Raw genomic sequence first — 24074 nt, 5'->3', positions numbered from 1 at the left:
TTCTGCCGTCCTCCTAACGTTTCGACTTTGGATCAAACGCATCGCGCATCCCGTCACCTAACAAGTTGAAGGCGAGCATCAGGATAATCAGCACGATGGCTGGGTACCACATCTGGTATGGCAAGAATTGGAAGTTCTTCTGTCCATCGGAAATCAACGTCCCCAATGAAGCTTGTGGTGAACTGATCCCAATCCCGATATAACTCAAGAACGCTTCGAAGAAGATCGCACTTGGAATCGTGAACATCGTTTGAATGATGATGACACTTGAAAGGTTAGGTAACAAGTGTTTCCAAGCAATTTTGACTGGCGATTCACCTAATGTCCGCGCCGCCAAAATAAAGTCTTGGTTCTTCAGTTGCAACGTCTGGGCACGGGTCAAACGGGCCATCGTGGTCCACCCGGTAATCGCAATCGCTGCGATGATAGATGCCATCCCGGTCTTCGTGAAGGCCGTTGCCATTAACACCATGATAACTAATTGAGGGATGGACGAGAGGATTTCAATCACACGTTGCATGAACAAATCGACTCGCCCACCTTTCCAACCGGAGAGTATCCCGAACCCGACACCAATCGTCAAGTCAATCAAGGTGGCAATCAACGCAATTTCAAGGGAAATCCGCGTCCCATACATAATCCGTGCAAGCAAGTCCCGACCTAGATAGTCAGTCCCTAAGATATAGTGCACATCAGACTTAGCACCCGCTGCGGCATAGGCATCGACATCCTTACCAGATTGCGTCAAGTGACCATTCAACCCATGAATGTTCACACCCGGAATCTTCGGTGGTAAGTTAGCGTACTTGGGTGCTTGGGCGTTCGGGTCAACGTGATACACTGCTCGACCACCGAAAGCCACTAAGAACAAGAACACTAACACGATAAAACTGACAAAGGCGGTCTTATTCGACTTCAGCCGCCGCCAAACGTCTTGGCCGAAAGTCAGTGAAGGCGCTGCGATCCGTTCATTATCAGGACCCGCTTGCTTGTCTAACGGCTCGAAGTCGCCGGGCTTAATTTCAATACTACTTGGATTTTCTGCCATTAACTAGTCCCCATTTCCACTTAAACGAATCCGCGGATCAATAATTCCGTAGACGATATCGGTCAACAATAATAGTAAGCAAAGCAGTGCTGAGTAGAAAATCGTCACACCCATGATGGTTGGGTAATCGTTAACCAAAATCGACTTAACGAATTGTTCCCCAATCCCGGGTACTGAGAAGATGTTTTCAACAACCATGGAACCGGTCATCAACGCTGCAGCCAGTGGTCCAATCAAGGTGACCATTGGAATCAAACTATTTCGCAAGGCATGGTGATAAACGATGCCAAACTTCGATAGCCCTTTCGCCTTAGCAAGTTCAATATAATCTGAACTCAGTACATCGACCATGTCGGTCCGGATAAACCGCGCCGTTTCGGCCAACGGGCTTGCGGCCAGCGCCAGTGTTGGCAAGATTGTGTAAGCAAATCCTTCCCAACCAGCAACTGGGAACCAACCGACTTTTAAGCCCAGGTAATACTGTAGCAAGATGGCTAAGACGAAACTTGGTACCGCGATGCCTAAAATCGATAAAATCGTTGCTAAGCGGTCAGCCCAAGTATCTTTCTTGATGGCTCCCACGGCACCCAGGATAATCCCTAAGATAATCCCAACGACCAGTGCTTGGCCACCTAACTGCATTGACGGGCCCATCCGACTACCAATCAGATAGCTGACAGCTTGGTCAGAGAACTGGAAGGATAACCCCAGGCTCCCTTTGAAGATGCCGCCAATGTAGATGAAGTACTGCAACCAAACGGGTTTGTCCAACCCATATTGGGCTAAAATCGACGCTTTTTCACTCGGCGTCAATTTAGCTTCATTTTGAAGCGGAGTCCCAGGCATTAACTTCATTAAGAAGAACGTGGCGGTTGCCACAATGAATAATGTCAGGAACAAGTAAAATATCCGCTTTAAAAGATACTTTCTCATGAGAATTCCTCGCATTCTATTAAAATCGACTTAAAAAATAATGACATCCCTCATTATAAAACAAAATGGTAAGGATTAACAATGTGTCAATCCTTACCCCTTTGTTTCACATTCGTTCAGTTAAAGCACACACATTTTATTACTGTAGATTTACATCATTATTTAACAGACATGTACTTCAAGTTATATTGAGAACCAGCCGTGTTGTAAATGATGCCCTTGAGATTACTCCGTGTCAACGTTGCTGAAGCTTGTTGATAAATTGGGATGACCCCTTGATCATTCATCAATTGCTTTTCAGCCGCAACCATATCAGCCCAACGTGCACTCTTGTTGTTGGAGTCTGCGCCTTCAGCCTTCTTCACAGCTGAGTCGTATGCAGCACTGTCATACTTCCCGTTGTTGTATGAGTTGTCTGACGTAAAGAGTGATAAGAAGGAAATTGGGTCAGTGAAGTCAGCGTTCCATGCGGAGATAACCGTGTCAAAGTTTCCACTTTGTGACCGTTGCAGACGCGTCTTGAACGGTACATTTTGGTTAGAAACAGTTAAACCAGGTAATTTCTCCCAAGCCCCTTGAATGAATTCAGTTGACTTCTTGGCGCCATCGGTATCATCAGAAAGCAACTTGATGCTCAACTTACTTTCGCCGATTTCCTTCATACCTTCTTTCCAAAGCTTCTTGGCCTTGGTTAAGTTGTATTCAACGGCAGATGGAACGGCGGCATCACTCGTGAAGTCTTTACCCGTCTTCGGATTCTCGGCTAAGTCTTCAGAAACATAACCTTTAGAAACGGTTGAACCGTTACCTAACGTATTGTTAACGTAAGACTTCCGGTTGATAGCGAGTGACAAGGCTTGACGAATCTTCTTATTCTTGAAGGCCTTTGCCAAGGTTGCGTTACTATCATCACGATTGAATTCAACGTAGAACGTTGAAGCGGTCTTCCGAACTAAGTAGTTCTTGTCATTCTTGTAGTTCTTAACTTGTTCGTTGGAAAGTGTCGTAAAGTCGACCTTGTTAGAGTTGAACAAGTTCAAACCAGTTGAAGCGTCCTTGACAACTTGGTACTTGATAGAATCCATCTTGACGTTCTTCTTGTCCCAATAATCGTTATTCTTCTTCAAGGTCCAAGAAAGGTTTGTCCCAGTCCAACCAGTCATCTTGTAAGGTCCGTTATAAACCATTGCCTTACTGCTTGTCCCATACTTAGAACCATACTTCTTGACCACTTTTTCATTTTGTGGGAAGAAGTTAACAAAGCCCATTAACTTGTCGAAATAAGCAATTGGTTTATCCAAGGTAACGGTCAACTTGTAGTCGCCATCAGCCTTGATCCCTAAGCTTGAAACTGGCTTCTTGCCGTTGACAATGGCGTCAGCATTTTTGATACCTGAATATAAGTATGCGTATTGTGACGCAGTCTTAGGATTAACGGTTCGTTGCCAACCATAAACAAAGTCTTTGGCAGTAACTTTATCACCGTTACTCCATTTTGCGTTCTTCCGTAAAGTGAACGTATATGTCTTCCCACCATTAGTAACTTTAGTGGATTTTGCAATTCCGGGAGTGACTTTACCGTTCTTCCCTAAACGATACAACCCTTCGTTGGTGTTATTCAGTGCATTAGAACTAACGACATCGGTAGATTTAGAAATATCCATCGTTGGTAATTCTGCTGATTCGGTCCAATTGGCCGTTTGCTTCGACGAACTTGATGAGCTCTTGCTTGAGCCACAAGCCGCTAAGAATAAGACGGATGCGCCAGCAACGACGGTTACTTTTGCAGCTGTTTTAAAATTCATAAAACCCAACCCCTAACCTTAAAATGATTTGTGTGTGCTTTTCCCTCGAAAAGTTAAAGTAATTGTATATTATAAATAAATTAAAATCAATCCTAAACTCTAATTTTTATCATTATTTCGTCATAATTATCTTAACTGTTCTGTTTTTTGACTATTATCCCCATTGATAAAGACGCTTTGAAACGCCGTCTTATCAGGATTTATCATCGCACAGGCGCGTTGAATTAGCAAGCGAATACAATCGGCAAATTTTCTTAATAAATAATTCTAATTTGGCAATTATTGCCCTCAAATTGACTTTTTTGCGTTAGTCAAAACAGCTAAAACCCCTGGATCAAAAAAAGAATGCTGATTTTTATCAGCATTCTCTTAATAATTATAATTGTACACATTGTGCTAGTTAATTGGGCATAAATCATAATCAAATTGTGCCGGTTTGGATTACTGTTCGTCAGCTAGTGAGCTCCTAGTCCGACTTCCGGGGCTGGATGACAATTGTCGGAACACAACTTTCACATGTCCACCATTAAGCTTAGTATGTTTCAGGCCATTGCCCAGAATGCCTGGAAGCCGGCGTGGGACGTCGCCACCACAGAAAGTTTACAGTAACTCGCAGTGTTTCGAGCAAATCCCAGCTGGCCGCTTTTGACTTTCAAAGTTAATTTCCCAAATAGCCAATAATTGACGCAACGATCAGAATCACCAATACAACGGTCGTGATCCAGACATAGAGGCGGTCACGTTCAACGGCAAACGCGTAAATTGAGACAGCGACCCGCAATGTCGGCGTTAAAATCAATAGGAAGAGACCTAACATGATGACGGCATATGGTTTCAAGGCCACTACGCCAGCTAAAATAGCCGCAACGGTGTGGGGCTCCATGCCATTTGCATAGCCGCCATTACCCGTCATCAACATTAGTAGCATGCCGATGATAATCACAATCGCCGAAACAATCACGCCAATTCGTAAGATGTAACCAATCATCATTTCAACGGCGTGCATTTCCTGTTCTTTCGTTGGTTTTTGCTTATCCATTAGATGGTCACCCCGAATCCTTTAGCAATCATTTGAATGCCCAGATAGAGCATCACTGGCACAAAAATCATTCGGATCAGGCGTGGTTTCAGCCGTGTCATGATGCGCGACCCAATCAAGGCCCCGACGATGATACCAATAGCTAACGGCGCCGCAATCCCTGGTTTGATAGAACCATTAAAGAAGTAAACCATCGCGCTGGCAGCCGCCGTGACCCCCATCATTAGGTTAGAGGTCGCAGAAGACGGCTTGAGTGGCATGTGCATGATGGTATCCATGGCGAGGACTTTAAACGCCCCACTCCCGATACCAAGCAAGCCACTGGCGAACCCAGCACCGAACATCATTGTAAACCCACCGGGCACATTTTCGACCTGATAGTCGACTTGTTGCTTGAGGGCCTTATCATAGTAGGTGCCATTTAAATTCAACTTAGTTGCCAAGGCATCATCCTTGACTGTCGGTAACTCACCCGTCTTACTCATCAACTTGCGAATCATGTTGTAAGTCGTAAAAACGAGTAGCGCGCCGAATAAAAAGTACAAGAAGGTCGCATGCAGCACCCCGGTCAACACGGCACCAAGGACGGCACCGACCGTGGTCGCAATTTCCAAAAACATCGCGACCCGTAAGTTCAACATTTCATCTCGCAAATAAGCGATGGTTGAACCCGAACTGGTCGCAATCACGGCAATGATACTTGCGCCAATGGCATATTTAATATCTAATCCCAGGCCTAACGTCAGAATCGGCGTGACGATCATGCCACCACCAATCCCTAAGACGGCCCCAAAAATACCGGCAATCACCCCGACGCCGAGCATTAATGCCAACGAATAAATCATCCTACTCACCTTCACCCTTTAAATTTCAATAGTAAGTGTACCATTTAATTAAGGGCATATCTAATTTTTAAATATCCAGGCTTGAAACACCGACATGACAGCATTTAACAACATTTTCATTGAAATAAATCATCTCACTGAGAAATTGGCTGTAACCGCCATCAAGTGCGTCAATCCGGCAATCTCTGTTTTAATTGCAATTAAATTTTTAGATAGCTAATTAATGAAAGTTGTCTAACGGTCGTGCTTGCTCAAATTGGGCCATAAAGCCGGCCACTAACGGCGTTTCCAAAGCTTCGTTGGTCGTCACTAAGGCTAAATGCGTTTCGAACCGGTGATCAGCCAACGACCGAATCAGCACGTCCCCGCCGTCATAAGTTTCTGCTAGTGAGCGTGGGACCAGGGCAACGCCTAACTGGCGACTGGCCCAATGCATCGCGGTCCGCGCATCGTCACAGGTCATCAAGTAGTGCGGCGTTAAGCCCGCTTCCAAAAAAGCGACGTGAAAGAGCTCGTTAAAACGGCGATACTTGATCAATGGTAACGGCGCTAAGTCACTCAAGCGTAACTGGCGCCGATGGGTAAACTGCGTATACTGCTTGGGTAACACCGCCGCCATGCGCTCCGCCGGAAAGTAGCGACACACCAGATGCTGCCCGTTGAATGGCGTTCGTAACACCGCCACGTCCAGTAATCGTTTGTGCAAATCATCCAGTAGCTCGTAAGTATTGCCCTCCGTCACGGACAACTGCACGTCCGCATGCTGCTGTAACCACTTGCGCAGCGCCGGATTCGGGATCACTCCCGCCGAAGAAGACACGGTTCCGAGATTGATAGTCCCAGTAATCCCGTGTGCCAAAGCGCGGACTTTATTTTCGGCCGTCGCTGACAATTGCGTCAGTTGTTGGGCATAGCCAACCAATAGTTTGCCAGCAGCCGTCACCGTCACGCCCTGAGGTAGCCGGTTGAATAGCGTCACCCCGAGTTCTTGCTCCAGTTGTTTGATTTGATAACTCAATGGTGGTTGAGCGACGTGTAACCGTTTGGCCGCTGCCGTCATCTGCCCCTCTTCAGCCACCGCCAAGAAATAGCGTAATTGTTTCAAATTCATTTTTCAGGCCCCCTCGTCATACAATCTTAGTATACACGACTCTGAAAAATGGAAGTTTACAATTTATTTAAGGCGTGTCAGAAGCCTGGTGAATGCGTTATACTAGTGATAATTAATTTATTAATGAAAGGAGTGGTCACGTGTCGTTTCTTGACCGGCTAAAAGGGATGCTACACGCATTAAATAGTACCGAAGCTAGCACCGAAACTACCGCGGCGTCCACGGAAGAAGCTGCGCCCCAGGCCATCACCGCACAGCGCGCAGACACTCTGGCGACCAACCAAACCGAAGCACTGATCTTGGTCCACCATTTAGACCAAGCCGGTAATACGCTACAACCAGCCGACATGATTGCGGGAACCATTGGTGAAGAAATCCACTTGCCCGCTGTCAGTATTGCTGGTTACCACCTTGTTAACATCGACGGTCTCACGCGCTGGTTCACCAAACCACAGGCCAGCATCACACTCACTTACGAGCGCCAAGCTGGTCAACCCGTCTGGATGTACGCCTACGATATTGACCGCCGCGAGCTGATTGGTCGGCCGACCATGTACCGGGGGAAACTAGGAACCCCTTACGAAGTCAGCGCACCGACCGTCGCCGGGTTTAAACTACTCCGCTCCGTGGGTGACGTGGCTGGAGAGTACACGACGACTTCGAAGACCGTCCTGTTCTTCTATCGAAATGAGAACTGGCAACAGACCGACCTCAGCACCGGTTTTATTCAAATCAACCACGAAACCGCGGTCTACCCCTATCCAGGCGCAACGACCACCAACTATCTGACTAAATTACAGCCAGGTAGCACTTATAAAACGTACATGCGCGTGCGCTTAGTGACGCATGAGACCTGGTACGCGATTGGCGACGACCAGTGGATTCCAGAGACCCATCTGCAACTGACCACCGGCGACCAACTCTTACTCAAGCTCCCGGCTGGCTACCGCGTGCAGAATCAACGTCCGGTCCGGCAAACTGGGATCGTGAGCTTTGTTCCTGGTAAACAAGTGCATACGTACATTGAACCGTATGGCCGCTACTTAGCGACTGTTACCCACGGCGATCAAGTCAACTTAATCGAACGGTTAGCGGACGATAACGGTGTCGTCTGGTATCGCCTGCAAGACCAAGGTTACTTGCCCGGGCGTTACTTGACGCAATTGGATCCACCGTTTGCTTAACATACGAACTGAAGTCAACGTCAAAAGGCAACAGTGGTGCATCCCAAACTTGGGGGTGCACCACTGTTGCCTTTTTAATCTTCAGACATAACGTTTGCTTATTCATCCAATGAGCAAAATTAGAGCTAACTAGCACAACGCGGACCGCTTATTTATTTTTTCGTAGAAATGCTGCCACAAACAATATAATCGCAATAATTATCGCTAACCACGGACCAGTTGATGAATGATAATGTAGAATGGGATCACCGATCAATCCCACTACTGTTAATATCCCTAGCCAAAAAGGCAATGTCTTAAAGAAGTTTGGGTTAAAGCTTATTTTTTTGATAACGGTCTCTTCCCTTCTAAATCTAAATCATTTTAGTTATTTTTAATCACACTATCCAATTATATTAAGCATACCCAAAGCTCGCCTGATGGTCCAGTTTCCAAGTGCTCAATGGTCAATTGTACCAGGACATGATTCATGACAAATTAGCACCCACAATACGTTAAGACTGCTTGTCGACAACCATCCGCATCAATTCCGTCCCGCGATTAGTCAACAAGAAGCCCTGATCAACACCATGCATGAATACTAGCCCTTCAAATTCACGTTGGCCGGCAAAATTAGCCTCGCCGACTTGGTGCGCTGTCCAACGACCCCACTTCACGACAGGCAGTGAGGTGATACTTTCATCTGCCACCAAGTATAGCTTGCCGGTCGCTTCGTCATACCCCGTCGATTGGGCAAAAAAGCCGGGATTATTGGCGAGTCCTTCTGTGGCCGCCTCGAAGTGTACACCCGTCGTCGCAATCGACCCGCGATACAAGTCGACTTTGCTGGTCCGCAACTGGCTAGCATGCGTCCAGTAATACGCGGTGCCGTTTTCATCAAACGCCAACTCATCGCCCAGATGTCCGCGGCCAGTCGTAAAGATTACGCGCGCATCGGGGGTGAGCGACTGCGTATTTAAACGAGTGATAGTGTCATCTTGGTTGCGTGCGGCGTTTGAAATGAACCACAGCTCGTTCGTCCGCGGATTAAGCGCTAATGACTGTGCATGTCCGGCAGTAAACTCGGGCCCAACCTCAATCGCCGCTAACACTTGGCGGTCAAACGCCGTCATTTTGCCATCAAACTGGTGCGCAGCGGCAACCCGTAACATCGCCATTTTGCCAGGTCGGCCAGCACCCAGCGCCAGCAGCCGTTGCCAGTCGTACCGCACGACCCAGCCGGCTTGTGACGCTTGCCCCGGTTGCTGGTCATCGACATACATGACGTATAAATAGCGATTATTCAGTGAAAAAGCGGCACTCTGCGGATCACCCAAGTTACGAGTCCCCAGTTGTTGCGGTAAATACAACGCCGTTTTGAAGTGGTAGTGGTCGCGATAACCGGCTTGCTGCAGCAAGGTATCCGGCTTATTTTGCACACCCATCGTGGCTAGATAGGCCGCCGTCGGATGAAAAATCACCCGCGGTTGCGTATACCGACCGGCACCCACCAGTGAGAGATAGTGGGACGTCCCCGCAGTAGTAATGGCAACCCGCCGTTGGTACGTCGTCTTGACCGGCATCGGCGCTCGTTTCGGGGTGACGATGTCCTTTGATGAGGTACCGGGCACATGAACGGCATCGGCTGAGACCCAGCCAGCGCGGTGCAAACGTGCATTGCGCACTTGCCAGTACGTGACTAAGCGACCATTTTGCGTCACCATCACTTGGCCGACGCGCATCCACCCCGTCGTCAGCTTAGCGGTCCCGGCGGCCGTCAGATGCATCGTGGCATGGTTCAACTGATATAATTTCGTCTGCTTCTCCTGCAACGTGCAAGTACGAGCCGTCAACGGTTGCACCACGGGCCACCGTACCAGATTCGGTGCCGCATGCGCTGTCGTTGTTCCCCACAATCCCAATCCAACCAATAACCCCAATAAGCCCCGCATACTTCGCTTCATCTTAATCGCCCCCATTATCCATTGTCACTGATTGTAGCGTAAGTCCAGTGTGGCCGCTGATTGCAACGGTTGGTTCACATGGTAACTTTACGTGATCATTGTGAGGCTGTACCTAACAGTAAAACGTAATCTGCGCTAGTTATTCCTTGGCATTAAAGATGATTAAGGCATACCCTTTTCTAAGGTCAAGTGCTACCAGCTGAGACCCGCTGGAAACAGTGCGAGTTACTGTAAACTTGCTGTGGTGGATGCTTCCTAGTCCGGCTTCCAGGCATTCTGGGCAATGGCCGGAACGCGGTGGACACAGATTTAAGCCGATAGCCCACGTCTTAAATACTGGTCTTTCACTAACCAAGCAAAGGGCGCTTGCTAAGTGAAATTTCACCACTTGGCCTTGCCCAGAACACCTTCCTGCCGGGGACAGTATTCGAAAGGCGGACATGTGCGGACTCAACTTTCTGTTGGATTAGTCGTTGGTTCCTTGAGATAGAGTGAATTTGACATTAACTGTTAGATTGTTTTCTAACAATCGCTAAACTTTCTTTCCCATGGTTCAGTTTTTCGAATCAGGAGCTTCACGGAAACTGTCAGAACTTCCTCTGATCGTCTGAGTTAGTAAAGCCTCAAATTATAAACGAAGGTAATTTTATCGGCTGAATTCAAAGCTAATCGCCATTAAAATTAGTCAATAATACTCAAGTACCATAAAGCGTTAACGATACTGATTAATTATTTGCTTGAAGGACCAGTCAGTTAATATTCGGTGGTCAATTATACCCAGATAGGTGGCCGTTCATCCGCCATTCGAACGGCTTCCCGACTGTAGGGGCTGGCTGACAATGCTCAAGGGCGAAGTTCTTCTTGTCCGGGTGGGTTTCCCGGGCTAGAAGAAGACTCGTATTTGAAATTGCGCAGTGGTTTTCTGCGTGAGTTCAAATCGATGTCCGCCCTGTTCCAGCATTGTCAGCCGGCCCCGGAAGTCGGAATAAGGGGATCACCGGCTGACGAACAACAATCCCACCTGGCATGCCTTAACCCTGATTCATGACAACTCAACGAGTAAAATGCAGGCAGTTTCAAATGAATTCACTGCTCACTTCACCTTCGATAATAAAAAAGTGGTATAGAAGCTCCGATTGGATAACTTCTATACCACTACTTTTGTATTATTAGAATTTACAAACACGGTACCCCGCGCGAAAACGGTCAAACAGTCAAAATGGTCTAAAAGTTCTACCACGGCCTACTGTCAGCTAACAAATAATAACAGTGCAATCAACATCAAACCAACGACCTGTGATTAAAGCTTGGACGTCAATTTAACATCCGGATACTTGTCCGCAAACCAGCGTTCGGCAAAGGCGTTTTCGAATAGGAATAGCGGTGCGCCTGAGCGGTCTTTGACCAGTAAGTTCCGCGAACTGGACATCTTTTCATCCAGCTGGTCAGGGTCGATCCAACGCGCCGTTTTACTACCCATTGGTTCCATGACGACTTCAGAATTGTATTCATTTTGCATCCGGAACTTGAACACTTCAAACTGCAGTTGACCAACGGCACCCAAGATGTAGTCGCCAGTCGAGTACGAGGTGTACAGCTGAACGGCCCCTTCTTGAACCAGTTGTTCGATTCCTTTGTGGAAGGACTTCTGCTTCATCACGTTTTTGGCAGTGACGCGCATGAAGAGTTCTGGCGTAAATTGAGGGAGCTTTTCAAACTGAACGGCGTGCTTGCCGGCATAGATCGTATCACCGATTTGGAAGTTCCCCGTATCGTAGAGGCCGACGATATCGCCAGCAACCGCCGTTTCCACCGTCTCACGCGTGTCCGCCATGAATTGCGTCGAGTTGTTCAGGCGCATCTTCTTGCCAGTCCGTTGTAAGACGACGTCCATCCCACGGTCAAATTCGCCTGAGCAGATCCGGACAAAGGCGATGCGGTCCCGGTGGTTGGGGTTCATGTTGGCTTGAATCTTGAAGACAAAGCCCGCAAATTCATCATCGGTTGGTTCAACGACTTCATCGTCACGGGTCTTGTGCGCCGCTGGTTTAGGCGCGTACTGTAAATAAGTCTTCAGGAACGTTTCGACCCCGAAATTGGTCAACGCGGAACCGAAGAAGACCGGTGTCATATCACCAGCCATGACTTTAGCTTCGTCAAAATCATTGCCGGCTTCATTGATGAGTTCCACTTCGTCCAAGGTATCGCGGTAAATGCTGTCCTTGGTCAGTTCGTTGCTAGGGTCGAGTTCGCCGTTATCGTCCAACGGTAAGAACGTTTCTCCCTTCGCTTCGTTATGATACAGCTCAACGCGGTGATTGTACCGGTCATACAAGCCTTTAAGGCCCTTACCCATCCCCATTGGCCAGTTCATTGGGTACGTTTCGATGCCCAAGACTTCTTCGACTTCGTTCAACAGGTCGAGTGGCTCGCGGCCATCACGGTCCAATTTATTCATAAACGTGAAGATCGGAATCCCACGCATTTTACAAATTTGGAACAACTTCTTGGTTTGTGGTTCGATCCCCTTAGCCGAGTCGATCACCATGACAGCGGAGTCCACCGCCATCAAGGTCCGGTACGTATCTTCAGAGAAATCCTCATGCCCTGGGGTATCCAGGATATTGATCCGCTTGCCATCATAATCGAATTGCATCACGGAACTAGTGACTGAGATACCCCGCTTCTTTTCGATTTCCATCCAGTCAGACTTGGCGAAATTACCACTCTTCCGCGCTTTAACGGTCCCAGCTTGACGAACGACGCCCCCGAACAACAACATCTGTTCCGTAATCGTCGTTTTCCCGGCATCCGGGTGAGAAATAATCGCAAAGGTGCGCCGGGTGTTGACCGCGGCGGTTAATTCTGTCTTATTCATTAAAAATTCCTTTCATCTTACCTTTATATTCAACGTCCACGGTGCAACCGTTCCACCGTAAAAAAACATAGCCTTACATATTTTACTGATATTTAACCAAAAAATCCAGTACCACCCCTGTTCCAGGCTGGATTTATCGCAAATTCACTTTACAAAGGCGTTTTATTCGGATATTAATCGGTTTCAGTCCGCCAAATAAAAAAATAATATGGCCTTTTGTTTGGTTTCGCGAATTAAGTTGTGTACAATGTAATTGTTTTAAACGTTCAATTTTGCAGTCTATCAGTCTATTAATGAGGAGGATGTTTTGTATGGCAGAACAATTTGATGTGTTATATCTCGGTAGTGGACATGGGACCTTTGATGGTGCGATTCCGCTCGCTGCCCGTGGCAAAAAAGTCGGTGTGATCGAAACTGATTTGATTGGTGGGACCTGCCCGAACCGGGGCTGCAACGCCAAAATCACTTTGGATCAACCAGTGGCTATCAAAAACCAAGTCGCGAACTTTCAAGGCTACAGCCTAACTGGTGGCCCTGAAATCGACTGGAATGCCAATTTCAAGCACGAACGGGCCGTCATCGAAGGCTTACCGGACATGATTGCCGGTCTGATGGAGCAAGTAGGTGTGACGCTGATTCATGGTCGCGGCGAATTTGTGGACGCCCACACGCTACAAGTCAGCGACCAAACTTACAGCGCAGACAAGATCGTGATTGCGACCGGTCAACATCCGCACCGTTTGGACATTCCTGGCACCGAACTCGCCCATGACAGCAACGACTTTCTAAACCTGACTGACCTGCCACAACGGATTACGGTCATCGGGGCCGGCTACATCGGCTTGGAATTTGCTAACATGGCACTGACAGCTGGTAGCCAGGTCACCCTCCTCATGCGCGGCGACCAAGCGCTGCGGCAATTCCACCAACCATTCGTTGAACGTTTATTGGCCGAATTGCAAGACCAAGGCTTAGCTATTCGGCGTGACTGGGTGCCAACCGCCATCGAGCAAACGGGCGACCAGCTAACTGTCAAGAGTGCGGACGACCAAGTGACGACTGACTGGGTCCTCGATGCGACTGGCCGGCAACCCAACACTGCTAACCTCGGACTCGAAAAAATCGGCGTGACCTATACCAAGGCCGGTATCACCGTCGACGATCACTTACAAACCAGTGTCGCTGGTGTGTATGCCTCTGGTGATGTGATTGCCAAGTCTCAGCCCAAGTTGACGCCAACCGCGATTTTTGAATCCCAGTACCTGACCCACTTATTCACGGGTGACACCAACGCGGCGATTCAATACCCAGCCATTCCATCTGTCGTCTTCACCTCACCACGACTCGCCCAAGTTGGGACGATTCCAAGTGCCGATGCGAGTGACGTCAACGTGACCGTCAGCGATTTGAAAGATGATTGGTTCCGCCAGACGACGCGGGACGTCCAGGGACATAACCTGGTCGTGACTGATGACCAGCAGCGCTTAATTGCAGCGGCTGAATTGGGTGAACAAGCCGATAACACCATCAACACGTTACTACCGGCCATTCAATATCAACTGACACCTGCCCAACGCGAACAACTTGTCACCCTCTTCCCAAGTATCGGGTCGACAGCTTGGTCCGCCATTTAAATAAATTTTTTATTTTGGCAACCAGCCCTGTCAAATTAGGGCTGGTTGCCTTTATTTACATTTAGTTGAAAACTTTTTACATAAATATGGTTGAAATTTGTAAATAGTTTTATTACAATGAAAGCGAATACAAAAAGTGATTAATAATTTTCATAAAAAAGAGGGTTTTAATGATGAAATTAGGATTGATTGGTTTAGGTAAAATGGGCATGAACTTGGCACTCAATATGCAAGACAATGGACACACTGCAGTCGGGATGGACCTTAACCCCGATAACTTACAACTGGCAGCCCAACAAGGCATCGCGACGGCGACGGACTTAGCTGATTTAGTCGCACAACTGCCATCTCCTCGCGTGATCTGGATCATGGTGCCAGCTGGCAAAGCTACGGATAGTGTCATCAGCCAGCTCGCCGATAGCCTGAGTGCCGGTGATATCGTCTTAGACGGTGGCAATTCCCACTACCAAGATAGCATCCGCCACGGTGAACAACTCGGCGCACAACACATCAACTTTTTAGATGTCGGGACTTCCGGTGGTCAAGCTGGTGCTCGCCACAATGGTAACTTTATGATTGGTGGCGATCCTGCGACATTCAAAGTCGTCGAACCGCTATTTCAAGCAATCGCAGCACCCGATGGTTACTTGTACACCGGCCCAGTTGGCAGTGGTCACTACTTGAAGATGGTTCACAATGGGATTGAGTATGGTATGATGGCAGCAATAGGTGAAGGCTTTGATGTTTTACAGCATAGTCAATTCACTTATGACAACGCTGCTGTCGCCAAGATGTGGAACAACGGCTCCGTCATCCGCAGTTGGCTCATGGAACTCGCTCAAGACGCCTTCAGTAAAGACGGTAACTTGGACGACATCAAAGGGGTCATGCATTCATCCGGCGAAGGTCGCTGGACGCTAGACACCGCCCTCGACCAACAAGTGGCCACGCCGGTGATTGCCATGGCACTGATGATGCGCTACCGGTCTACCACGGATGATACCTTTACGGGTAAAGTTGTTGCCGCATTACGCAACGAATTTGGCGGCCACGCTGTCGACCACGAATAGGAGGAACCTGCACCATGACTTACCTAATCGGAACTGATTTAGGAACTACAAGTACTAAGTCGGTCTTATATGACCATCAAGGCCACGTCATTGCCAGCGCAAACGTCGGCTACCCACTCTATCACGATACCGTGACGACTGCGGAAGAAGATCCGCAAGAAATCTGGCAGGCCGTTCAAGCCACGATTCACCAAGTAAGTGCCGGGATTGCCACCGACGAGATTGAAGGAATCGCCTTCTCCTCAGCAATGCACAGCCTGATTTTATTAGACGCCAATAAGCAACCGCTTACGCGTGTGATTACCTGGGCGGACAATCGCGCAGCCGCAGATGCCGCTGCCTTAAAGGCTCAACCACTCGGCCAGCAACTCTATGAGATGACCGGGACCCCGATTCATCCGATGAGTCCACTAGTCAAATTACACTGGTTTGCCAACCAGCAACCAGACTTATTGAACCAAGCCCGCTACGTGGTCGGTATCAAAGAATACATCATCTACTTAATGACGGGACAGTTGCAGATGGATTATTCGATGGCCAACGCGACCGGCCTCTTCAACCTGTATAACTTTGACTGGGAACCTGCCGCCCTCGACTACGCCCAAGTGACGCGGGCCCAACTCCCACCGTTAGTTGATACGGATGCGGTGATCAACGGCTTGACGCCGACTGCTGCTGGTGAGCTAGGGTTACGTTTGGCCACCAAAGTCATCATGGGGGCTAGCGATGGCGCACTCTCTAACTTGGGCGTTGGCGCCGACGAACCCGGCGTGGCCGCAATCACGATTGGGACATCCGGCGCCGTACGGGTCATGACGAAACAACCTTACTTAGACCCTGAAGGCCGGCTCTTCTGTTACTACGTGGCCCCGCATCACTGGATCGTCGGCGGCCCCATCAATAACGGTGGTCAAGTCTTCCGCTGGGTCCGCGATGAATTGTTTGCGACGGAATCGCAAGTTGCACGCGACCACCAACAAGACCCCTACGACCAGTTGACAGCGCTTGCGGCCACCGTTCCCGTTGGTGCGCACGGCCTGTTATTCCATCCCTATTTGAGTGGCGAACGGGCCCCACTGTGGAACGCGGATGCGCGCGGTTCACTGCTCGGTGTGACGACGACCACGACAAAGGCCGACATTGCACGCGCCGTGCTCGAAGGCATCGTCATGAATTTGAACACCGTGCTCCAACTGACTGCCGCAGCCGAACCAGTCCATGCGATTCGCGCCACGGGTGGCTTTGCCCGCTCTAGTCTCTGGCGTCAAATTTTGACCGATGTCCTCGGCCAACCCATCACGATTCCAAGCAGCTTCGAAAGTTCTTGTCTGGCCGCTGCCGTGATTGGACTGAAAGCCCTAGGACACATCGATGATTTAAACGCGATCCACGCGATGATTGGCGCAACGGAAACGTATCAACCCAACGCAGCCAATCATCAACTGTATCACCAACACCAAGTCGTTTTCGACCACGTGACTGCGCAACTCGCGCCACTGTATCACGAAATCGCAACTCTTAATCGTTAGGAAGTGTACACCATGCCATTCGTTGTTCTAACACTTGGAATAATCTTACTATTATTACTCATTATTAAATTCAAGCTGAACACCTACATCGCACTGATCGTCACCGCGGTCGTGGTGGGAATCGGCTTAGGAATGCCGCTGACGAAGATCGCCACCAGTATTCAAAATGGGATTGGTGGTCAACTTGGCGAACTGGCCCTCGTCTTTGGGTTCGGTGCCATGCTCGGGCGCTTAGTCGCTGACGTCGGTGGTGCTTATACCATTTCGACGACCTTAATCGATATTTTTGGTCGTAAACGGCTCCAAATTGCCATCGTGGTGGCCTCCTTCATCATTGGGATCGCCCTGTTCTTTGAAGTCGGCATCGTCCTGCTGATTCCAATCGTCTTTGCGATTGCCATCGAAGCGCAAGTGCCAGTGTTGTATCTTGGGATTCCAATGGGGGCAGCGTTGTCCGTGACCCACGGCTTCCTACCACCACATCCGGCACCCACGGCAATTGCCACGACGTTAAACGCCAATGTCGGCCACGTGCTGCTATTTGGGATCATCATCGCGATTCCAACGGTCTATATCGCGGGTCCCTTGTTCTCACGTTGGGCCCAGAAAATGGTGCCAGACGCCTTTGCTGGCAAGCCTAAGATGCCACTCAGTAGTTCTGAACGCAAATTCAAAGTCTCCGAAGCGCCTGGTTTTGGCCTCAGTGTCTTAACCGCCCTCTTCCCGGTGATTTTGATGACGATCACAACGGTCTATGAACTTGTCGTTGACCACGGCGTCACACCTAAAAATCCGTCAACTATCGATTCAATCGTGCGGTTGATTGGGGCGCCCGGAATCGCCATGTTGATTTCGCTATTATTTGCACTCTGGTCAATGGGGATTCACCAACACAAGTCCCATAAAGCCATCACAGCCACGGTTGAAGACGCGACCAAGTCGATTGCGATGCTCCTCCTGATTATCGGGGGCGGTGGCGCCTTCAAACAAATCTTGATTGACGGTGGTGTTGGTAAAGCCGTTGCCCAACTCTTCAGTGGCAGCAGTATTTCCCCACTCATCTTAGGTTGGCTTGTTGCCGTTATCTTGCGGGTCTCACTGGGTTCTGCGACCGTTGCGGCCCTGACCGCTGCGGGCTTAGTCGCGCCATTAATGACGCAAGCCGGTATTGATCCCGCGCTGATGGTGATTGCGATTGGTGCCGGGAGTGTGGCTGCTTCTCACGTCAACGATGCGGGCTTCTGGATGTTCCGCGAATACTTCGATTTGACGGTCAAACAGACGTTACTGACCTGGACCGTGCTAGAAACGATCATCGCGGTCTGCGGGCTCGGTGGTGTGCTGGCACTCAACGCGGTGTTCCATTAATTTTCTGACATTGAATGTGGGTGGTGTTTGGTGCGTGATGCTTTAACAATGGCATGGCCACTCACCTCATCCACTGAATCTGACTGGGCATTGGCTCACTGTGGGTGCAATACCGGTCATCCTAAAAAATCAGGTTCCTGAGACCTTGCTCGGGAACCTGATTTTTTTGTGATACTCATGAAACGGGTGATATTGAGGCCACTTGATTTAATCGACGCAACTACTGGTCACTCGCCTAGTCTCACAGTGCCACTTCCAAGCACTAATGGAAAATCGTCACTGGATGCCAGTGAACATGGTGACCACGTTTCAAAGTCGCACCGTTTCAATTGGGCTCATTGGATATCATGAACATCTAACGGCCACGTTTCAAAATCACGTCGCTTCCATCCAGCGCATGCCTGCCATACCCACGCCTTACTTCGAGGACTTGGATGACTTTTTATTAGCTGGGATGCTAGCTTGCGTCGCCTTCGCCGGTTGGGGCTGATAGACAGTCGTTTGTTTGCGGAGATGCTCCTCATTGCGCAGTTCCACAATGTTGTACAAGTAAATGACCACCGTCCGAACTACCGCGTAGAACGGGATTGCCAGAATCATACCAAGGATTCCAGCGATGTTGCCGGCCGCTAACAAAAGAATAATAATCGTCAGCGGATGAATCTTCAACGTCCGCCCAATGATGTTCGGATAAATCAGATTACCGTCAACTTGTTGCACGATGACCACGACAATGACGACGTAAACGACTTGCATTGGTGATTGCGTGAAGGCCACAATCAGTGACGGTGCAATTCCGATGTACGGTCCAACGTACGGAATAATGTTGGTCAACCCAGCAATCACGCCCAGCAATAAGCCATAGGGTTGTGAAATCAGGATATAACCAATCGCGGTGAAGGTCCCAACGAATAAGCACTCGATGACCTGACCACTGATGTAACTAGAAATCGTATCGCCCATTTTTTGTAACAAGCCAATGACTTCTGGGCGCTGCTTCTTCGGTAAAAACCGACTGATGGCCGGAATGAACTTCTCGCTATCCTTCAACATGTAAAACAGCACGACGGGAATCGTGATGGCCATGATAGTCACACTGGTAATCGTTGAAATGACGGTGACGACACTGCTTGACAACGAGGACAGGAAGTTCTGCGCGTACTTGCTAATTTCGCCATTAAACTGCTTGGTATATGAGGTAATGTCGATTTTTTGCAAGACCGAACTGTTACTGATCATCTTAGTGGCGACTTTTTGCATCTCAGTCGCAATGCTTGGTAAGTTATAAATCAGTTGCGTAACCTGCGTCACCAGTCGTGGTAACAGGGAAACGGCACCCCAAGCTAGAATTCCGAATAATAGCACAAACACAATTGCCACGGCCCCGGTCCGTGAAATGTGAAACTTCTTATAATGGATCTTGGTCAGCAACTTGACCAACGGATTTAGCATGTAAAACAGAAATCCGGAAATCACGATTGGCATGAAGACGACACTCAAAAACGTGCCGATCGGTTGAAATAGAAAGCCAATATTGGTGCAGACCCAGATCAAGGTCGCAACGATTAAAATTTCGAGTGACCAGAATAATAAGGACGACTCCTTTAGGCGCTTAAACACTCGCGCTCCTCCCCTTCTTGGTGCAATTATTAATGCAGTATTAATGCGTCAATTATACCCTATTTTAGTTCCCAGTAATATGATTTCGAAATTTCTCACAAAATCTATTTAAAATTGATGAGAATAATGGTAATTTAATTAATGAACGACAAACTGTTAAAGGAGCGTTTAATTATGTCACGTAAAATCGCTATTATCGGGATGGGCCACGTTGGCTCCACCGCCGCACACTACATCGTCGCCAATGGCTTTGCTGACGACTTAGTTCTTATTGATACCAATACCAGCAAGGTTGAATCAGACGCCCTTGATTTCCAAAACGCCATGCCTAACTTGCCTTACCATACCAATATCATCGTCAACGATTACAGTAGCCTGGTCGACACCGACGTCATCATCTCTGCCATCGGTAACATCAAGCTACAGGACTCCCCAACCAACGACCGTTTTCTGGAATTGCCGTTCACGAGCACCCAGGTCAAGGATGTTGCGACAAAAATCAAGGCCAGTGGGTTCCACGGCATCATGGTCGTCATCACCAACCCCGTGGACGTGATTACGTCGATCTACCAAGCAGTGACCGGCTTGCCAAAGAACCACGTCATCGGAACGGGAACGTTGCTCGACTCCGCACGGATGAAACGCGCCGTGGGTCATGCGCTCAACTTAGATTCTCGTTCAGTTGATGGCTACAACCTCGGCGAACACGGCAATTCCCAATTCACTGCTTGGTCGACGGTCCGGGTCCTCGGTCACCCAATCACCGAATTAGCAGCTAAACGCGGCCTTGATTTGGATCAACTAGATGCTGAATCACGTGAAGGCGGCTTCAAGGTCTTCCATGGTAAGAAATACACCAGCTACGGCGTTGCCACGGCAGCGGTACGGTTAGCGAACACCGTCTTAAACGACGCCTTAACCGAACTCCCCGTTTCCAACTTCCGCGAAGAATACGGCGTCTACTTGTCATATCCAGCCGTGGTCGGCCGTGACGGCGTGGTCGAACAAGTCCAACTTGATTTGACAGACGAAGAACTGCAAAAACTTCAAGTCTCCGCCGATTACATCAAAACTAAATACGCTGAAAGTCAAGACAACTAGTTCGTTTGAGATTAGTTGTGGCTGACTGACTTGTAACCGGGCAACGCGCGTTTTGCGTTGGCCGGTTTTTGTGTGGGATGGTTTTTGTAACCATCAACGTTCATTTAAAGAACAATCGCGGATAACTGATTACGGTTAGGAAATATAACATCCCGACGAAAAGACGTGCAAATCAGGAATTCACGGCCTATATTAGTGGACAACTTTGACACATCTAATCGTAATCAGGAGGACTTCACTTTGACATTCAAGACGCGTATTGCCACAAGCACCATGCTCACGCTAATTAGCTTAAATTCAGTTGGTTTCACTAGTATCGCCAGTGCAAGAACTCGCCCGCTATATGGACAAATCCGTCGCCATCAGACGATCACGCTGTACCCGCAGCTTCCGACCAGTCGCCGGCAATTACGACGCGGCCACCACACCCACCTTACGAGCACCGTCACGTTTAAACTCGAACACCCCGTCGTTGGCTTTGGTGGCACTTATTTCCACATTGTCAGCGGGCATACCACAGGTTGGGTTCGTCGTCAGGTCGTGCGACCAGTTGTGACAGTTCGTATTCAGTCGAAGCTGTTTATTACCCGACAACGCGCCATTCATGGTTCGATTGTCCCACCAGTTGGCTCATTACTTTGGACCAATATTTCGGCAAAGAATCTCCGCTTGAGCACTTCTAAACGACTGACAGCCACACAATTAAGACGACTCCGATTACGAATCACCAGTCATATTTGGACCAACCATGGGCAATATTATCAACTCAGTGGTCGAGACGGATTCCGCGCCTGGACCCCGATTACGCCTGCTGGTTCGCTTACGACGCCGGCCGGTTCTAACCCGACCACGCTCACACCGCATGCTACAACTGGGATTTCAGCAGGTCAACACGTACCTACTAACGCGCATCTCACGACTCCAGTAGCACTCAGGCACACCATTCCTGCACCCGGTGTAAAGGTCACACCACATGCGCAGCCAACTAAGACCGCCGCACCTAGTCGCACGTCACAATCACAGACAAGCATCGCGTCACCTCGTTTGAATCACACTGCGGCACAACCTAACAGTCAACAAACGAACTCGCCATCCACTCAGGGGAGTCGGGTCACGACAGCGCCGACGAAGCACGCAACGACAGCGATTGTGCACACTAACCATCCAGTTGCCACACCAACCGGCGCGACTCAGACTAGTAATGCACCGGCAACCGGCCCACAAACAGTCCGTGTTCCAGCGGTTTCTCAGGCTAGCTCAGCTTTGCAGTCAACAGCAGCCGTTCCCATTGTGACGTCCATATCCCAGAAAAAGGTCGTGAAAGCTAGCAGTGCGGACAAGCCAGCTCAGTTGCCGAATCGCGAGCACGGTGCATCTGATAAAATTAGCGTCGTTCATCCGGTGCAGCAAGCTAGTTCATCGCCAGTCAAGCACGCTGTCGCTAGTCAGGCCGAACCGATAACGAGTGGCCGGCCAACGACGAGTCAAGTGGCGCTCACAAAAACGGGTCACGCCACTGCAAGCCCGTCAACGACCAGTGCTGCTAATGCCACTAGTCAAGCTACATTGACGAGTCAGAGCGGCACTGCCTCTCAAACGCAGCCAGCCACGAGTCAGTCAACGGCTAAATCGGCGATGAGTGCTACGTCCAGTCAGGTAGCTTCAAGCGTTTCCAGCCAGTCCCAACAGACTAGCCAGTCTAGTAGCGCCGCGTCCAAGTCTAGTACACCGGCATCCGCAGCCACCCCGGTATTGACACCCAAGTATACGGCCCAACAAGCCTTGCAGACCATCAACCAACTGATGACGGCCAACCATTTTATGGGCACGTTGCTACTGACGAACAACGGACCTGCTGGTGTGCACATTTTGCCATTCGGTTCAGCCAACCTGCCCCAACATATCGCCAATACCGCTGACGAGGCATATCCATTGGCATCACTGGAAAAATCAGTGACTGGTGCGATGATTCAACAGTTGATCGACGCTGGCAAACTAACGATGGACACGACGCTAGCCAAGTTTTACCCACAAGTGCCGTACGCACGATCCATCACGATTCGGCAACTACTTGACCATACATCCGGGATTGAGATGGGCGAACCGGTACCTAGTCAAGCGTTGACGAACGACCAACAAGCAATTGCCTTCACGTTGAGTCACTTGACTTCCACCAATCAGCATCACTGGTCTTATTCCAACGCCAACTTCACCCTGCTCGCCGGCATCATCGACCAGCTCACAGGCAAGTCCTATCGTGATAACTTACAAACAAGCATTGTCGCACCACTGGGATTGCAGCATACGTTCATCTACGACCAAGTCCCGGCAAATGCGGTTCATCCGCAACCGTACACGTACAGCAATGGCGTGACCATCGCCCGCACGATTTCGACCAATCTGCTTTCAAGCGAACTCGGCTGCGGTAATCTGTATGCTAGCGTTGGTGATTTTTACACTTTCATCAACAGCCTAGTCAACGGCCACGTAGTTACTCCGGCGGGCTTCCAAGAATTAGCTGATCATCTACAACCCGTCTATTCAGGTGGCATTTACTACCGGCCGGATGGCACCCTACGCATTGGCGGGGCTGACAATAGCCTGTACAGTCTATACATCGGGACCACGGACGGTAAGGTGGCGATGGTACTGTTCGCTAACCAGGCCAAATGGTCGACCATGAATACAATTGGGCTTCAAATCGAACAACAGTTGGCCCAAACAGCGACCCTGTAATCTGGCATCAGCGGGTAGCCGTATTTAAGCAGTCACATTGATTCTGCGATAGCTCAAGTGGTTATGTAAAACTCAATCATCGTGATCATCGAACTTAAGAACGTGCCCGCTTAGCGAATTACTGAAGCGTTACTCCAACCTCACCTCTGCCTATCCAGACCTTAGTTATAATCAGCACCACAACTTCAAATCACCAAACTGCCTTCGCACCAACGACAGATATGAACGCG

16 protein-coding genes are annotated in these 24074 nt (G+C 49.1%); 7 read left to right on the top strand and 9 right to left on the bottom strand.

Annotated features, from left to right (window positions below; genetic code table 11):
• Nucleotides 1–13: 13 nt before the first annotated feature.
• From KGF70_RS09065 to KGF70_RS09040, 6 genes are all read right to left on the bottom strand, one after another.
• Nucleotides 14–1048, bottom strand: coding sequence for an ABC transporter permease (locus KGF70_RS09065; RefSeq protein ID WP_088769764.1), 1035 nt, complete (start codon nucleotides 1046–1048; stop codon nucleotides 14–16).
• A gap of 3 nt (nucleotides 1049–1051) precedes the next feature.
• On the bottom strand, nucleotides 1052–1981 hold the full coding sequence (opp3b, locus tag KGF70_RS09060; protein WP_003638274.1) for an oligopeptide ABC transporter permease: 930 nt from the start codon (nucleotides 1979–1981) through the stop codon (nucleotides 1052–1054).
• Between the two features lie 158 nt (nucleotides 1982–2139).
• Nucleotides 2140–3786: a peptide ABC transporter substrate-binding protein gene (locus KGF70_RS09055; RefSeq protein WP_050340352.1), complete on the bottom strand. Its 1647-nt coding sequence runs from the start codon at nucleotides 3784–3786 to the stop codon at nucleotides 2140–2142.
• Between the two features lie 658 nt (nucleotides 3787–4444).
• Nucleotides 4445–4825, bottom strand: coding sequence for a DUF1634 domain-containing protein (locus KGF70_RS09050; protein ID WP_050340353.1), 381 nt, complete (start codon nucleotides 4823–4825; stop codon nucleotides 4445–4447).
• Nucleotides 4825–5670, bottom strand: coding sequence for a sulfite exporter TauE/SafE family protein (locus KGF70_RS09045; protein WP_003638271.1), 846 nt, complete (start codon nucleotides 5668–5670; stop codon nucleotides 4825–4827). The genes KGF70_RS09050 and KGF70_RS09045 overlap by 1 nt, the downstream gene beginning before the upstream one ends.
• 220 nt (nucleotides 5671–5890) lie before the next feature.
• Complete coding sequence (locus KGF70_RS09040; protein ID WP_105922623.1) at nucleotides 5891–6781, bottom strand: LysR family transcriptional regulator; 891 nt, start codon at nucleotides 6779–6781, stop codon at nucleotides 5891–5893.
• Between the two features lie 140 nt (nucleotides 6782–6921).
• On the opposite strand from KGF70_RS09040, the gene KGF70_RS09035 reads away from it, so the two are divergent.
• Nucleotides 6922–7965: a MucBP domain-containing protein gene (locus tag KGF70_RS09035; protein ID WP_216768533.1), complete on the top strand. Its 1044-nt coding sequence runs from the start codon at nucleotides 6922–6924 to the stop codon at nucleotides 7963–7965.
• Between the two features lie 494 nt (nucleotides 7966–8459).
• Here the strand turns inward: KGF70_RS09035 and KGF70_RS09030 are convergent, their stop codons facing one another.
• Both KGF70_RS09030 and KGF70_RS09025 read right to left on the bottom strand, forming a co-directional pair.
• Nucleotides 8460–9908 carry a hypothetical protein gene (locus KGF70_RS09030; RefSeq protein ID WP_216768532.1) on the bottom strand — a complete coding sequence of 483 codons (1449 nt, stop codon included), beginning with the start codon at nucleotides 9906–9908 and terminating at the stop codon, nucleotides 8460–8462.
• Nucleotides 9909–11208: 1300 nt separating this feature from the next.
• Nucleotides 11209–12786: a peptide chain release factor 3 gene (locus KGF70_RS09025; RefSeq protein WP_050340357.1), complete on the bottom strand. Its 1578-nt coding sequence runs from the start codon at nucleotides 12784–12786 to the stop codon at nucleotides 11209–11211.
• Nucleotides 12787–13097: 311 nt separating this feature from the next.
• Between KGF70_RS09025 and KGF70_RS09020 the strand changes: the two genes are divergently transcribed.
• From KGF70_RS09020 to KGF70_RS09005, 4 genes are all read left to right on the top strand, one after another.
• Nucleotides 13098–14420 carry an NAD(P)/FAD-dependent oxidoreductase gene (locus KGF70_RS09020; protein WP_216768531.1) on the top strand — a complete coding sequence of 441 codons (1323 nt, stop codon included), beginning with the start codon at nucleotides 13098–13100 and terminating at the stop codon, nucleotides 14418–14420.
• A 173-nt stretch (nucleotides 14421–14593) separates the two neighbouring features.
• Entirely contained in the window at nucleotides 14594–15490 is an 897-nt protein-coding gene (gene gnd, locus KGF70_RS09015; RefSeq protein ID WP_088769769.1) for a phosphogluconate dehydrogenase (NAD(+)-dependent, decarboxylating), read from the top strand.
• Between the two features lie 14 nt (nucleotides 15491–15504).
• Nucleotides 15505–17019 carry a gluconokinase gene (locus KGF70_RS09010; RefSeq protein WP_065674612.1) on the top strand — a complete coding sequence of 505 codons (1515 nt, stop codon included), beginning with the start codon at nucleotides 15505–15507 and terminating at the stop codon, nucleotides 17017–17019.
• Nucleotides 17020–17031: 12 nt separating this feature from the next.
• Nucleotides 17032–18387, top strand: a complete 1356-nt coding sequence (locus KGF70_RS09005) for a gluconate:H+ symporter (RefSeq protein WP_216768530.1) — start codon at nucleotides 17032–17034, stop codon at nucleotides 18385–18387.
• A gap of 417 nt (nucleotides 18388–18804) precedes the next feature.
• Here the strand turns inward: KGF70_RS09005 and KGF70_RS09000 are convergent, their stop codons facing one another.
• Nucleotides 18805–20007 (bottom strand): AI-2E family transporter, encoded by a 1203-nt coding sequence (locus tag KGF70_RS09000; RefSeq protein ID WP_216768529.1) that lies wholly within the window; start codon nucleotides 20005–20007, stop codon nucleotides 18805–18807.
• A 174-nt stretch (nucleotides 20008–20181) separates the two neighbouring features.
• Here KGF70_RS09000 and KGF70_RS08995 point away from each other — a divergent pair, with 174 nt between their 5' ends.
• Both KGF70_RS08995 and KGF70_RS08990 read left to right on the top strand, forming a co-directional pair.
• On the top strand, nucleotides 20182–21108 hold the full coding sequence (locus tag KGF70_RS08995; protein WP_216768528.1) for an L-lactate dehydrogenase: 927 nt from the start codon (nucleotides 20182–20184) through the stop codon (nucleotides 21106–21108).
• A 240-nt stretch (nucleotides 21109–21348) separates the two neighbouring features.
• Nucleotides 21349–23844: a serine hydrolase gene (locus KGF70_RS08990; protein WP_216786434.1), complete on the top strand. Its 2496-nt coding sequence runs from the start codon at nucleotides 21349–21351 to the stop codon at nucleotides 23842–23844.
• The last annotated feature ends 230 nt before the right edge of the window (nucleotides 23845–24074 follow it).

This window comes from Lactiplantibacillus sp. 7.2.4, from assembly GCF_018991185.1.
Lineage (GTDB): Bacteria > Bacillota > Bacilli > Lactobacillales > Lactobacillaceae > Lactiplantibacillus > Lactiplantibacillus pentosus.
Note: the sequence above shows the minus strand (reverse complement) of the source record. Positions and strands in the feature narration are given on the sequence as shown.

Excerpts from the sequence above, each read along its gene's own strand:
- KGF70_RS09010 (WP_065674612.1), top strand. The coding sequence starts at position 15,505 with ATGACTTACCTAATCGGAACTGATTTAGGAACTACAAGTACTAAGTCG.
- KGF70_RS09065 (WP_088769764.1), bottom strand. The coding sequence starts at position 1,048 with ATGGCAGAAAATCCAAGTAGTATTGAAATTAAGCCCGGCGACTTCGAG.
- KGF70_RS09045 (WP_003638271.1), bottom strand. The coding sequence starts at position 5,670 with ATGATTTATTCGTTGGCATTAATGCTCGGCGTCGGGGTGATTGCCGGT.
- KGF70_RS09020 (WP_216768531.1), top strand. The coding sequence starts at position 13,098 with ATGGCAGAACAATTTGATGTGTTATATCTCGGTAGTGGACATGGGACC.
- KGF70_RS09025 (WP_050340357.1), bottom strand. The coding sequence starts at position 12,786 with ATGAATAAGACAGAATTAACCGCCGCGGTCAACACCCGGCGCACCTTT.
- KGF70_RS09055 (WP_050340352.1), bottom strand. The coding sequence starts at position 3,786 with ATGAATTTTAAAACAGCTGCAAAAGTAACCGTCGTTGCTGGCGCATCC.
- gnd (WP_088769769.1), top strand. The coding sequence starts at position 14,594 with ATGAAATTAGGATTGATTGGTTTAGGTAAAATGGGCATGAACTTGGCA.
- KGF70_RS09030 (WP_216768532.1), bottom strand. The coding sequence starts at position 9,908 with ATGAAGCGAAGTATGCGGGGCTTATTGGGGTTATTGGTTGGATTGGGA.
- opp3b (WP_003638274.1), bottom strand. The coding sequence starts at position 1,981 with ATGAGAAAGTATCTTTTAAAGCGGATATTTTACTTGTTCCTGACATTA.
- KGF70_RS09050 (WP_050340353.1), bottom strand. The coding sequence starts at position 4,825 with ATGGATAAGCAAAAACCAACGAAAGAACAGGAAATGCACGCCGTTGAA.
- KGF70_RS09040 (WP_105922623.1), bottom strand. The coding sequence starts at position 6,781 with ATGAATTTGAAACAATTACGCTATTTCTTGGCGGTGGCTGAAGAGGGG.
- KGF70_RS09005 (WP_216768530.1), top strand. The coding sequence starts at position 17,032 with ATGCCATTCGTTGTTCTAACACTTGGAATAATCTTACTATTATTACTC.
- KGF70_RS08995 (WP_216768528.1), top strand. The coding sequence starts at position 20,182 with ATGTCACGTAAAATCGCTATTATCGGGATGGGCCACGTTGGCTCCACC.